General features: G+C 58.0%; 12 protein-coding genes and 1 pseudogene. 2 read left to right on the top strand and 11 right to left on the bottom strand.

Annotated features, from left to right (window positions below; all coding sequences use genetic code 11):
• Positions 1-5 precede the first annotated feature (5 nt).
• The 8 genes from OS242_RS17720 to OS242_RS17685 all read right to left on the bottom strand — a co-directional run bounded on the left by OS242_RS17720 (position 6) and on the right by OS242_RS17685 (position 8,674).
• Positions 6-1,241: an ABC transporter permease gene (locus OS242_RS17720; RefSeq protein ID WP_267153036.1), complete on the bottom strand. Its 1,236-nt coding sequence runs from the start codon at positions 1,239-1,241 to the stop codon at positions 6-8.
• Between the two features lie 19 nt (positions 1,242-1,260).
• On the bottom strand, positions 1,261-2,598 hold the full coding sequence (locus tag OS242_RS17715; protein WP_267153035.1) for an FAD-binding protein: 1,338 nt from the start codon (positions 2,596-2,598) through the stop codon (positions 1,261-1,263).
• Positions 2,599-2,616: 18 nt separating this feature from the next.
• Positions 2,617-4,203: a phytoene desaturase family protein gene (locus OS242_RS17710; RefSeq protein ID WP_267153034.1), complete on the bottom strand. Its 1,587-nt coding sequence runs from the start codon at positions 4,201-4,203 to the stop codon at positions 2,617-2,619.
• A gap of 1 nt (position 4,204) precedes the next feature.
• Positions 4,205-5,431, bottom strand: coding sequence for a beta-ketoacyl-[acyl-carrier-protein] synthase family protein (locus OS242_RS17705; protein ID WP_267153033.1), 1,227 nt, complete (start codon positions 5,429-5,431; stop codon positions 4,205-4,207).
• A gap of 5 nt (positions 5,432-5,436) precedes the next feature.
• Complete coding sequence (locus tag OS242_RS17700; RefSeq protein ID WP_267153032.1) at positions 5,437-5,712, bottom strand: acyl carrier protein; 276 nt, start codon at positions 5,710-5,712, stop codon at positions 5,437-5,439.
• 38 nt (positions 5,713-5,750) lie between these two features.
• Positions 5,751-6,851, bottom strand: a complete 1,101-nt coding sequence (locus tag OS242_RS17695) for a class I SAM-dependent methyltransferase (RefSeq protein ID WP_267153031.1) — start codon at positions 6,849-6,851, stop codon at positions 5,751-5,753.
• Positions 6,852-7,063: 212 nt separating this feature from the next.
• On the bottom strand, positions 7,064-7,405 hold the full coding sequence (locus tag OS242_RS17690) for a hypothetical protein (RefSeq protein ID WP_267153030.1): 342 nt from the start codon (positions 7,403-7,405) through the stop codon (positions 7,064-7,066).
• Positions 7,406-7,444: 39 nt separating this feature from the next.
• Entirely contained in the window at positions 7,445-8,674 is a 1,230-nt protein-coding gene (locus OS242_RS17685) for an MFS transporter (RefSeq protein WP_267153029.1), read from the bottom strand.
• A 257-nt stretch (positions 8,675-8,931) separates the two neighbouring features.
• On the opposite strand from OS242_RS17685, the gene OS242_RS17680 reads away from it, so the two are divergent.
• Both OS242_RS17680 and hcp read left to right on the top strand, forming a co-directional pair.
• Positions 8,932-9,999: a phosphotransferase gene (locus OS242_RS17680; RefSeq protein ID WP_267153028.1), complete on the top strand. Its 1,068-nt coding sequence runs from the start codon at positions 8,932-8,934 to the stop codon at positions 9,997-9,999.
• Positions 10,000-10,121: 122 nt separating this feature from the next.
• Positions 10,122-11,414 carry a hydroxylamine reductase gene (gene hcp / locus OS242_RS17675; protein ID WP_267153027.1) on the top strand — a complete coding sequence of 431 codons (1,293 nt, stop codon included), beginning with the start codon at positions 10,122-10,124 and terminating at the stop codon, positions 11,412-11,414.
• Between the two features lie 51 nt (positions 11,415-11,465).
• On the opposite strand, the gene OS242_RS17670 is transcribed toward hcp, so the two are convergent.
• The 3 genes and pseudogenes from OS242_RS17670 to OS242_RS17660 all read right to left on the bottom strand — a co-directional run.
• Entirely contained in the window at positions 11,466-12,311 is an 846-nt protein-coding gene (locus tag OS242_RS17670) for a hypothetical protein (protein ID WP_267153026.1), read from the bottom strand.
• A 354-nt stretch (positions 12,312-12,665) separates the two neighbouring features.
• Positions 12,666-13,148: an ankyrin repeat domain-containing protein gene (locus OS242_RS17665; RefSeq protein WP_267153025.1), complete on the bottom strand. Its 483-nt coding sequence runs from the start codon at positions 13,146-13,148 to the stop codon at positions 12,666-12,668.
• A gap of 14 nt (positions 13,149-13,162) precedes the next feature.
• Positions 13,163-13,288, bottom strand: a pseudogene (locus OS242_RS17660) (GH-E family nuclease); the annotation flags it as partial.
• Positions 13,289-13,423 lie beyond the last annotated feature (135 nt).

Here is a 13,423-nt window from a genome sequence, read left to right as displayed (position 1 = left end):
CCTCCTCAGGAAAGTTCCCGCAGCGCATCGACCGGCTTCATCCGTACGATGCTATACCCCGAGAACAACGTCGCCAGCAAAGCCACCGCCAGCGCAGTCACAAACGTGAGTGCGAGATGTACCCAACTGATCGTCAGATACAGCGCCTTGCCGCCAAATGCAAACTCGATGGCCGGTGCGGGCGCCGGAATGCCGACTTGACCGAGCCACGAGATCAGGCCGTAGGAGAGGCCGATGCCGATGAGAGCAGCGATCCCGGTCAGCCAAGTTTGCTCCAGCATCAGTTGACGCAGGATCTGCCCTCCCGGCGTGCCCATCGCCATCATCGCGCCGATCTCGCCGGTGCGCTCCTTGATCGTCATCACCACCGAGTTCATCAGGCCAAAGATGATCGCGACAAATAAAATTCCGACCATTACGCCAAACGACACCCCATTGCCCAAGACGATGCCGGAGAAAAAGCCGCCTTTTTCTTGCCACGTAAAGACCTGCACAGGCAGAGACCCGCTCTTCGCGGCGTCTGCCACAGCCGTCTTGGCCGCTTCTGTATCGCTGTTCTCTTTGAGGATCACAGCCAGTTCCTGCGCCTCGTCCGCTTTCAGCCCCAGCACTTGCTGCGACAGACCGATCCCGGCGAAGAGTTGGTTTGACGTGTATGCATCGCCTTCATAGATGCCGCGAATCGTCAGCTGCTTCTCCTGCATCGCGCCGTTTTTGTCACTGGACGTCCAGACGGCCGTATCGCCGACCTTCAATTTTTGCTCCTTTGCGATCGTGTCGGAGATCAACACGCCTTGCGGAGCCGAGGCGGACAGACTCTCGCCTTCGATCACCTGCAGATGCTTGTTAAATGCGGCCTCCGCATCTGCGAGCACCCCGATCATGATCAGCCCGACATCGCTCTCTGACGTGCGCATCAGTCCGCCGACACGGTTGCGCGGAGCGACCTGCTCCACGCCTTCGACCGCACCCAGTTTGCTGCGGGTGTCTGCCAGCGACGGGATCACCGGACCGTTTGCTTTCGCCGGTTTGAACACGTCGTAGAACTTCGCATCCTGCGGCTGAACGAGCAGATCGCCCGTCAGATTGCGCGTGACCAGATCGGTCATCTGCTTGTCGATCCCATTGTTGTAGCCGATCGACAGCAACATCATCATCACCCCGAGCATGATCGTGATCGCGGTGAGAATCGTCCGGCTCTTGCGGCGCGTCAGGTTGCGTAACGCCAATTGCAATTGCACGCGGGCACATCCCTTCCTCTCAAGATTCGGCCAGCGGCCTGTTCCCTTGCAGCCGGATCTGCCGGGCCGCGACATACGCCGCCGAAAACCAAGCAAATCCCCATTGTTTCGTGTCATACAGCTGTGTCCGCTGCGTTTCCATGTTCAGCGGGTCCTTCATCACCCGCTTCACCGAAAACGCCCAGCGGGTGCCGCTGCCGCCGTCCCAGCCAGTCTGCCGTCCGTGCTCCTCCGGTGTCACCGCTGTGACTGACGCGATGCGTGCACCGAGCCCGGGCAGGCATGATTCCGCCTGTGCCATCACCTTCCCGAGCAGCTCATCGTACGCAGCCTCCGACCCCAACGCGGCGACCGGCACATCGATCCGCAACCGCCTTTTTTCCGCGAGCCCCGCTCTGGCATCCGGGTTCCACAGCACGAGCGGCACCTCGTCCGGCAGATCGCCCGTTTCCAAAGCGCTGAGCATCCCGCTGACATCCCTCTCAGGCAACACGTGCCACACCTCCGCCCCCGGCAACCGGGTCATCGGTTCCTGCAACACGATCAACACCGAGAAAAACGACAGCCTGGCATCGGCCGGACCCGGCTCCTCCCCGTCACCGCGCGTATCGAGCAGGCAGCCAGCCCGGCAGACGCTCCCGTCTGCGAACCGCACGCCGAGCCCCTCCGCTGCCGGCAACAGCTCGACAGGCTCCCGCGTCGTGACCCGCTCGCAGCCGTACCTCTCCAGCACCTCATCGAGCGCTCGCCTGACAGCCGGCAATCCGCCATCGAGCACACACGCATCGAACACCTGCCCATACAGATAGCCCGCCATCACCGTCAACGCCGTATCGGCAGTTGGCAATCCTGCCGACAGCACGGCGGCCAGCTGCGGGTACTCTCCGCACGTCTTCTGCACAAACTTGGCATAGGTCAGCGAAAAATAGCGCATGCAATACGGCACATCCTGCGGCACCATCCGCAGGTCGCCCGCCAGCACGCCCAGCCACTCGCGTCCGAGCCCTTCGACGACATCGAAGTATTTCGCCAGCGCGTCTCTCGCCTCCGGGTAGCGCTGCTCCAACTCCTCGCGATACGCGGCAAACACACGCGGACGCCGCAGTTCCACACCCGATCCCGGCAACAGGATGCGGTCGATCACCGGCAACGGCGTGCGCGTCACGTCCGCGCCCAATCGGTCGAGCAGCATCGCCAGCACCCCTTGCTCGGCATCATTGTGATACAGCGGAAAGCACGCCTCCGCCTCCGCTTCCTGCCCATCGCCGATCAGCAGCACGCGCTGACCATCCCGAGCCAGCAACGCCGCTGCCGCAAGCCCGGTCAACCCCGAGCCCAACACGATCACATCATACATCGGCTGCATCCTCCTGCCTTACTGCGGAACCGCGACTTTCATCGCCGATTCGAGCTTTGGCAACACTTGCTGTTCATCAAACTCATAGAAGTCGTCACGCCCGTCCATCCGAAGCAGCGTGTCGACACCTTTCATCGCTTCCATCATGATGTTGATCACACCGCCGCCTGTCGTGCTCCAGTTGCTGGAGATAAACAGACCGGGCAGTTTGCCCAGCGACTCCGGGCGGTCCTTGTCCATCGAAAAATCGGGCACCACGCTGAAGCCGAGATACGCCCCGCCTCGATTGCGCGAGTACCGCTCATACGTCAGCGGCGTGCCGATCTCCATCACCGAGACGTGATCGCGCAGACCTGGCAACAGGTCCTCCGCCACGTCGAGCAACCGGTCGGCCACGCGCTGTTTCGTCTCGCGGTACCGCTTCCCTCGCTTGCCGTTCTCGTCCACACCCCAGCCGTTCTCATAATCGCTGGCGATCGGCACCCCGATCGTCACCTGCGACATCCCGGCCGGAGTCAGCAGCGGATCTTTCGACGCCGACGTTCCGATAAAGCACCCCGTATCGCTTGGCAACGTCCCGCCGTTCTTGATCAGATCGGCCTTCAGCTCAAACAGTCGGTCAAACGAACGGAAATAGTTCACATTCTCCCCGCTCCATCCAAACGTCTCAATGGGGGAATCCAGTCCGAGCCAGATGCCAAAGCAGGACGAACTCGGACGCCACTTTTTGAGCAGTTTGTTGAGAAAGGGAGCAGGCAGATGCTCTTCCCCGATCAGATCGGCATAGGTCGTGCGGATGTCCGCATTCGAGACGACATAGCGGGAGTAATACGTTTGCCCGTTCACCTCGACCCCGACCGCTCGCCCTTCCTCGACGAGGATCTTTTCCACCGGCGACCGCATGAGCAGGCGACCTCCGTTTTTCTCGATGATCTTCAAGAAGCGCTCCAGCAGTACTTCCACCCCGCCGACCGGCACAGACACCGGTCCTTCGCCAAACTTCAGCGTCACGACCATCTCCAAAGCAAAATGCCCGGGGCGTCCATCGGCGAGTGCGTACACGCAGGCGCGCAGATTGGGATCTTCAAAATACAGGTCAAGCATCTGCTCCATTGTGATCCGCGTAAATTTCATAAAATTGCGGATGTGGCGCGGATTGAAATTGGAAAAGTTATTCTTATAGCGCTGAAGATACAAAAATTCGCTCAAAAACACATCCATGTCGGTGAAAAAACGTACGATGTTGGCTTTCTCATGGGGGAACGCCTCGATGAGGATCTGCTCCAAATCATGCGAGCCGGAGTTGACACGAAACTCCGGCCCCACGCGCAGATACTCGTCAAAGTCATACCAGTCAATCGGCTCCTCATCGCCGACCGTCCGCATGTAACGGTTGATGATCTCCTTTGGGATGTGCCCGCCGATCTTATGCACCGACGTAATAAATCGGTAGCCCTTGCGTCCGAACGACTGGCAGTAGCCGCCCGGCACATGGCTCGCCTCAAAGACCAGCACCTTATAGCCTTTATTGGCAATCGAGCCGCCAAACGACAGGCCGCCGATCCCGGAACCGATTACGATCACGTCCGCATCCAACTCCCGCATCCTATCTCCCCCTGTCGTGACGTGCGAGAATCAGACACGCCGCGTTCCCGGCAAAAGCAAACGAGTTGGACATCACCACTTGCACTTGTGCGTCCTCCCCTTGCTTTTTGATCAGGTTGTAACCTTCAAACGCCTCTTCCGGGTCGTCCAGTGTCGCCGTCGGCGGCAGGAAATTGCGGTCGATCGCCAGCATCGCCGTCGCCAGTTCAATCGAGCCGGCAGCCCCAAGGCAATGCCCGGTCATCGATTTTGTCGACGAGATCGCAACAGAGTACGCATGCTCGCCGAACACCTCCGTGATCGCGCCGAGCTCCATCTTGTCATTGACCAGCGTCGACGTGCCATGCGCGTTGATGTAATCGACATCGCCAGGTTCAATGCCCGCATCTTCCAACGCCATCCGCATCGCCCGGATCGCGCCGCCGCCCTCCGGGTCCGGCGACGTGATGTGATAGGCGTCGTTGGAGATGCCGTAGCCGAGGATCTCCGCATAGATGTGCGCCCCGCGCGCCAACGCATGATCGAGCCGCTCCAGCACGAACATCGCCGAGCCCTCGCCGATCACCAGCCCGTCGCGGTTGCGGTCAAACGGCTTCGAGCCGTTTGGAGACAGCGACTTCAGCGAGTGAAAACCGCCAATGGAGAGGTCGGTCAACGGATCAGCCCCGCCCAGCACCATCAGATCGGCGCGGCCGAAGCGGATCATATCGAGCGCCACCCCCGCCGAGGCGGAACCGGCTGCACACGCCGAAGCGGTCGTGGACACCGGGCCTTGAATCCCCGCCTTGCGCGCCACAAAATTCGTAAAGAAATTCAGATCAGACAACCACTCCGGCGCTGGAGCCTCGCCTGCCAACTCCTGTTTGATATGCTCCATCATCCGGGAGTTGCCCCCGAGCGAAGTGGCAAATGCCAGCCCCGCCCGGTTGCCCATCCCCTCAATATCGTCACGCGTCAGACCGGCGTCCAGCAGCGCTTCATCAAGCGCTTGGAACGCCAGCGACACGGTGCGGTCAAAGTTATGTTCGGTCGCCGCCACCTCTTCGGAGAATTGCAATTCCACTTCCCCGGCGATCTGCGTCCGATAGAGAGACATGTCGAGCAGCGACACGTCGCCAAGCCCTGACCGTCCCTCACGTAAGGCCTCGTAAAACGCCTCCCGGTTGTTTCCGTTCGGAGCGACAACACCAAGCCCCGTCAAGACAACGCGATGCTTGTACGCCGCCATCGCCCTTACTCGCCTTTTTTCTCGCGGATAAAGTCGGCGATCGTCTGAATCGAGCGGAACACCGCCATGTCCTCGTCACCCACTTGGATGTCGAACGTCTCGTTCAGCGCGACGACCAATTCCAGCGCGTCGATCGAGTCGAGACCAAGGCCCTCGCCCTCTGCGTCAAACGAAGAAAAGATCGGGGCGTCGACATCCACCGTGCTCGCGTCGACCTCAAGCCCGAGACGTTCGATGATCATTGCTTTTACCTGTTCTTCCAGAGCCATTACTTGCGTCATTTTAAATTTCCCCTTTACCCGTTTTATTTTTTGTATTTTTAGTTTTTTCCAACAACAACTCCGCAATAAAAATCCAGCGGCAACTCCTGTTCCCACATGTCCGGCTGCGGCCAGATCTCCACCTCGGCGAATCCGAAGTGTTGGAGCCCCTTTGCAAAATGACCCGGCGGCATGATGCCAAACTCCGGGCGCACCTCCGGCTCTATCACCACATCCCAGTACTCGCGGAAGAAACTGCCGAGCAACTCGATATGGAACGGCTTGTCCATCGTCTTGCGGCGGAACCCGGCGGAGATCAACAGACCGCCCTCGCGCAGCAAGGATTTGAGTTGAGGCACTTGCTCGCCCTCATCGCGGATATAGTGCAGACAGTTCACCCCAAGGATCACATCGACAGACTCCGGCGCAAAAGTCTCCGAGAGGATCGGCGCGTTGAGATCCAATTTGCGAAAGACAAACTGCTTCTGCTCTCCATAGAGACCCTGCAGGATCGTCCGCGACCCTTCCACAAATCCGTCTGTCACATCGGTCACGACAAACTGCTCGACCAGATCGAGTTCCCCCCGTTCCCGGAGCAGTTCGTACAGCGCCCGCGTGCCCGACGCCGAACCGGCCCCGACTTCCAGAAACCGCACCGGACGGCCACCCCTCCGCAGTCGGTCGGTCACATACTGTGCAGCGATCTTGGACGGCATATGCATCCCCGGATGGCTGAAATACGCCTGCCAGTCGGGCACCGTCGCCGGCGCATACAACTGATCGCCGACATTCTGGCCGCGAAATACCGCCTCCGCAAGCTGCGTCGCCATCCGCAACAGCTTGGTCCCCGCCGGGAACCCGCGTGCGATGATGTGCTGCTCGAGCTTGTCCAGATCGGGCCTTGGCATCTCGGTCACCGGCGCGTAGCAAGGCACCTCGCCTCGCAGTTCCTCGCGCAGCACACCGGCCGATGTCAGCCATTTGCACATCAACTCCAGCGGTCTGGTCGACGCTTCTGCCTGATACCCTTTGGAGGCGATCACCTCGCCGATGCTGTGCGGCCGCTCTCCGTCTGTAAACAGATCGAGCCGCGAAAAGATATCGCAGATCACTTGCACCGTATACTGATCCAAAAATCGCAGGCCGGCATTTAATTGCATTTTCTTTATCTCTTTATATAACTTATTATCCAAGAACTGAACTGACAAAATTTCACCCCCTCCCAAACCAGTGACTTTATAAATAATTATAAGTTAGATGAATACACCTGGTCAACAACGTTACAAATACAAACAGTTAATAAAAACAAAATCACCCAACCTCTTTACAGAGGCTGAGTGATCTGCTTGCCATTGCATTCTGTCCGTGCCTGTTAGAAGAGAAATCTTCCGTACGGACGGCGGTATCCGAAGCCGAGCGGGGCTCCGAATCCAAATCCGGTTCCGATTCCATAGCCGATACCCGCGCCGACTCCGACTCCGACACCGCCAAACCCAAACGGGCCGCCAAACCCGAACGGGCCGCCAAATCCGAAACCTGTTCCGATGCCGGCTCCGACCCCGACCCCGACCCCGACACCCACGCCCACGCCCGCGCCGATGCCGCCAAATCCGCCAAGCCCACCGAAAGGCGCAAAGACTTGATGCCCGTCGATTTTGTGCACCCGTTTCGCAGCGCGCGATGCACGCTTTGCGGTGACACGCTTTTTCTTCATCTTGTTCTTCCACCTCTCACTTCATCTGTTTGTTCTATCTTATGAAGGAAGGTTGGGATTCGGTGTGGACGAGTGTCCGAGGACAGGCACATATTTAGTCCGCGTTCGCACTGCCGCAAAGACGGCCCATCCGCAGAGCACGACGCCGGTGATCAAAAAGACACCCTGGATCGGCAACACCCCGCCGAGCACTCCGCCAAACAGCGGACCGATCATCAGGCCGAGGTGATTGGCGCTGGTCGACAGCCCGAATGCTCGCCCGCGAAACTGTGCGTCGGTGTGTTCCACAATCGATGCGTTGACCGCCAGCATCACCCCCGCGATGGACAGCCCGGTGACAAACCGCACGACGGTCAGCGTCCAGATCCCGTCCGTCCACATCTGCGCCGCCGTCAGCACCCCGGCGAGAAACAACGCCGGAAACAAAATGCGGCGGTACCCGATCTTCTGCCCGATCCGGCCAAAGACCGGCGCCGCGAGGATCGTCGCCACCCCGCCGACCGAAAACACGAACCCGGCGGCGAGCGCGGCTCCCTCCGCCCCTTGCAGGTCGGCGATGTACAAGGTGAGCAGCGGTTCGATCGCCATCACCGACATCTGCACGACCAAGGTGATCGACAGCACATAGAGCAACTGCCGATGCGTCCAAGCCCTTCGCACGTCCGCCCAGATGTTTCCTTTTGCCTTGCCCGTGCCTTTCTTTTCTTCCGTCACAAACTTCCACACGAGCAACGTCGCCAAGAGGATGATCCATCCGGCGCAGAAAAACGCCAGCCGTATCCCGAACGCATGCGACAACATGCCGCCGAACAGCGGACCGAGGATGCCGCCCGTCGCTCCTGCCGTCTGAAGCAAGCCGAGCGAGTAGCCCATCTTTTCCTCCGGCATGTTCGTCGAGACGAGCGCAAACGCCCCTGGGATAAAGCCGGACGCGATCCCGTGCAGGACGCGCACGCCGAGCAGCATCCACTCGTTTTGGACGAGACCACCGAGAAAATACACCACCGCAAGCGACAGCCCGGCTCGGATGATCATCCGGCGACGACCCTCCCGATCCGCTCGTGCTCCCCAGTACGGCGCGAGCAAAGCCCCGATGAGGAACGTGATCGAAAACGACACCGCCGCCCAGAGTTCCAATTGAGTTTCCGGCACGCCCAATTCCATCAGATACAGCGGCAAAAAAGGCACGCTGAGCGTGTAGCTGGAAGAGGCGATCAGCACCGCACCCCACAGCACCCACAGATTTCGCTTCCAAGGTTCGATGCGCAAATTCGGACTCCTCCTCTCCTAGTCAATCAATTGACCGTTCGACTCTCTGCTTTTATTATGCATCCAAAGAGTGGCAAGATACAATGGGAGGATTTTCGATATAAGAAAACCAATTACTTACAGGAGGCGCAGCATATGAGCAGCACCCAGAAGATCATCCTGTCTGCACTCATCGCTGCCGCTGGCGTTCCGCCCGCTTTCCCCGCCCCGCATGCACCGATCAGTTACTCGATCTGTCCCTCAGGAGGTTTCATTGATTGTCACGCTATGATCATGTCCAATCGGCCTTGCGAGAGTGCGGATTTCCCGCGCTTGCAGGGCCTGATGCCGTGCGCTTTTTAGGTGAAGGCGCGTGGCACGAAGCGTATTTGGCGACCCTGCAAGACAACCGACAGCTGGTCGTGCGATTTCCAAAGAAAGTTTCATACGGCAAGCCCTTTGTCTATGACGAGCAGACACTGACTGGTGACTATGCAACTGTCGGTCTCTTCTATCAAACGGCCAATCAAGCCCGCCCTGGCATCTGCCCGGCAGACTACCACTTCCGCGTCTCGCCGGAGCTGACGTACACCGTCGAGTCCTATCTCGGGCGTCACCTGCCCCTCTCCGAATGGACGGAAGCGTCGGCGTTTGAGATCGGACGGCAACTCGGTGACTTTTTCCGCGCTCTGCACGAGATCCCGACCGACCTGACCGGCTTCGGCCCGATCACTTGGAATGGCACCTACCTGCAAGGAAAGCTGACAGGCGACGCTCGCGACAACCTGCGCGAAGAGCACGCGGAACATCTCGAAGAACTCGAAGTCCTCCTGCGCTCTCCGCTCGTCTTTGACCGGGAGCGCGTTTCTGCCACCCTGCACGCTGTCCTCTCCCGGCGCAACATCGACCAGCACCCGATCACGCTGACCAATCGCGACGTCTCACCGGAAAACCTGATCTTCCACGACGGCCGGGTCGGTGTGATCGACCCCTTCCCGTATCTCTACAGCGGTCTTGTCTTCGCGGGCCATCTGGTCAATCTCTACCGCGTCTACTTCCCGCTCCTCCACGACGCGCCGCGCTATCAGAAGCACAACTTTCACCTGCACCGCCCGGTGCTCGCCGCCGCAGCGGAAGGCTATCTGGCCGGGTATGCGGGCGGCGATGCGCAGCTGCGTCGCGCGATTCTCGGCGAGTCATATCTGCACCTGCTGTCTCTCGCCAAAGGACACTATAAACTCCTCCAAGGCGAGATCAGCGAAGAGACCGTCCTGCGCATCGGCGACCGTGCCGCATTGGAACGGCGGTTGCCCTTGTTGTTGCGCGAGTTGGAAAGCCCCTTCTAGGGGCTTTTTTCACATTCAGGGAAACCCCCTCCCCGATTCAGGGAATCTCCCGATATCGAAAGTGCCTCCCTGCCTCCTATACTGAAGACATCAAATCGCACGAAAAAAGGGAGGCATCACACATGTTCTGTCATCAATGCGAACAAACGCCGCACGGCGGCTGCAAGACCATCGGGGTCTGCGGCAAAAATGAGGAGATCGCCAGCCTGCAAGACACCATCATCTTCGCGCTCAAAGGCATCGCAGCCTACGCAACGCACGCTCGCCAACTGGGCTACATCGACCCGGAAGTCGACGCGATCACTCACGAAGCGCTCTACCTGACCTTGACCAACTCCAACTTCAACCTGCAAGAACACCTCGACATGGCGATGAAAGTCGGCTCGGCTGCAATCCGTGTGATGGAACTGCTCGACAAAGCGCACACCACGCACCTTGGCATCCCGCAACCGATCACCGTCTCGCAAAATAAAATCGAAGGCCGCTCCATCCTTGTCACCGGTCACAACCTGTACGCACTGGAAGCGTTGCTGGAGCAGACCGAAGGCAAAGGCATCAACATCTACACCCACTCCGAGATGCTCCCGGCTCACGGCTATCCGCAGTTGAAAAAATACGCGCACCTCAAAGGCAACGTCGGCAAAGCCTGGTTTGACCAACGCCGCCTGTTCGAAGAATTCCCGGGTGCGATCCTCGCGACCACCAACTGCGTCATGCCGATTCGCGGCACGTATGCGGACCGCATGTTCACCTACGAGACTGCCGGTTTGGAAGGCGTCGCGAAAATCACCGACCTCGACTTCTCGCCGGTGATCGAAAAAGCGCTGTCCTTGGCTCCGGTCGACATCCCGTCCGAACTGACCCTGACCACCGGCTTTCACCACGAGACCGTGCTCGGCCTCGCTCCCGAGATCCTGCAAGCGGTAAAAGACGGCAAGATCCGCCGCTTCTTCGTCATCGCAGGCTGCGACGCACCGGGTCCGGGCGGCAACTACTACCGCGAGTTGGCATCGTCCCTGCCGCAAGACACCGTCATCCTGACCACCTCCTGCGGCAAATTTCGCTTTAACGACATCGACTTCGGCACCATCGACGGCACCATCCCGCGTTACATCGACCTCGGTCAATGCAACAACTCCGTCTCCACCGTCAAGATCGCGATGGGCCTCGCCGACGCGCTCGGCTGCGAAGTCGCCGATCTCCCGGTCTCGATCGTCCTGTCCTGGTTCGAACAAAAAGCGGTCGCCATCCTGCTCGGCCTCTTCTCCCTCGGCATCAAAGACGTCCGCATCGGCCCGAAACCGCCGGAGTTCGTCTCCGCCGGCGTCATGGAAGTCCTCCAAGCGCAATTCGGCCTCAAACTGATCACCAACGCCCACGACGACATGGTCGAAATGCTCCCGGTGCTGAACTAAAGAGGAAAAAAAAGACCTCGGAAACTTCTCCGAGGTCTCTTCTTCTATCTGTTATTCCACGATCTCAAACTCAAACTGCATCTCCTTCTCAACGAACGCCAAATCACCCGACCGCTTCCGTTTCACCGTCACGTAGGCCATATATTTGCCAAGGCGTGCTTCCGGCGCGACCTGCAGATGCACCGGGAACGTATGCTCTTCGCCGGGCAAAAAGGTCAGCACCTGATCCAGCAGCGGCACGGACACCTCCGCATCCCGGAGCTCCTTGATCGGGCCCGAGTAGGTCGGGTTGGCGAGATCCCGCGTTTCCTTGGTGAGGCCGTTTACGACCACCTTGCTGAACGAATAGCCGATCCCGCGCTCCGGATAATACACGACCCGATCACCATATCCATTGTAAATTGTAAACTCGCCCAGCACACCCATCTGCCCTCTGCGGACGCGGAACACGCCGTTCTCATTTTTTTGGAGAGGTTCATCCCCTGTAATGTTGTCAGACGCGATCGCTTGTTGCGGCGCTTCCTGCTGTTGTGGAGCCGGTTGCGGCGCAGGCTGTTGCGCAACAGGAGCAGGTGCCGGAGTGGTCACCGGCTCGGCTGCTGCCGGCGCAGCCGGGGCCGGAGCCGGAGGTGCGGGGTCCGCCGGAGCCTCCTCCTTCGGCGGCTCTTCTACCGCCACCGGTTGCGTCTGCACCGCCGCCTGCACCGGCCGCTTCCCAGTCAACAGATTGTCCTTATCCAACACCGCCCCACCGAGAAACACCAGAGCCAAAGCCAACATCCAAAGCCCGCCCTTGATCATCTTCCCCCACTTCAACGACAACACCAAAAACAACAACGCCACCGTCATTGACCCCAAACTGGCAGCCAACGACACATTCCCCCACGACTCAAACATCCCCGTACCCCCATTGTTACCGCTTGATATCCATCATGTTCCATTTCGACCGCCCCGCGAGATTCTCCTGCAACAACGAACCTCCAGATTAAGCACAATTAAAAGGCCCTTTACAGTCATTTGCCGCGACGATGAACTCACCGTTCGATCCCCGCTTTGCCAGAGCCTGAAACACTGCTGCCCGCATCTTTTCCAGTACGTCCGTCACCCGTTCAAAGTCACCCTGTCTGCGGTGGATTTGCGACGTTGTACGTATTCATGGCTGAATGATGAGTTCGTTCGGTACTGGATAGTCCCCACGAAAAGAAGAAACCTTGAAAGGCGCGAAGCCAATCAAGGTTGCTGGTAATAACGTTATTTTTTTAGCAAAATATCTATCAATTTCTCATTGCCGACTTGCATAGCAAAGTCCAAGGGTGACCTACCCGCATTATTCTTGGTCATAACATCGGGATTAAAGGTCATCAATAATTCTACCATTTCATAGTTCATGCCCTTGCAATTAAATACAGCCGTCCACATTGCGTTATTACCAAATCTATCCCTTATATTAATATCGACCTTATTTTGCAACAGTTCTTTTGCAACATAGATGCTTTGGTTAACACAAATTAGATGGAGTGCTGTCTGTTCATCAGAATTTGTGAGGTTTAAGTCAATCCCATTATTAATAAGGAATGACGCAATATCAAACTTACTAGCTGAGATAGCATAGTGCAGTAGGCTAGAACCACCCTCACTCTTTTTATTTATTTCGCTAATATCAAGCGTTCTCCTGAATGTTTCCAAGTTCCCAAACCTAGCCAGTGTAAAAATATCCGCCTTTTCTGTAGGCATTAGCCACCTCCATATTATTCATATTTATGACTTCGGTTTGCTGAAGGGCTTTCCGGTCTGTAGTTATTTGGATTTCGATACCATTCCAAAAACTCCTCTTTGGTGATTTGACCTATCATATACCTTTCATGTATCTCGCTATACTTGTTGTTATTACCGCCCTATATTGTCCGAAAACTGACTGCGTCTAATGTCCAAAGGTTGACGGATAATATGGCCGAGCGTTCATAGCGAATTCAGAAAAGGAAAAACGGGAGAATCAAGTCAACTCTCCC

This window comes from Tumebacillus lacus (assembly GCF_026410385.1).
GTDB classification, from domain to species: domain Bacteria; phylum Bacillota; class Bacilli; order Tumebacillales; family Tumebacillaceae; genus Tumebacillus; species Tumebacillus lacus.
Note: the sequence above shows the minus strand (reverse complement) of the source record. Positions and strands in the feature narration are given on the sequence as shown.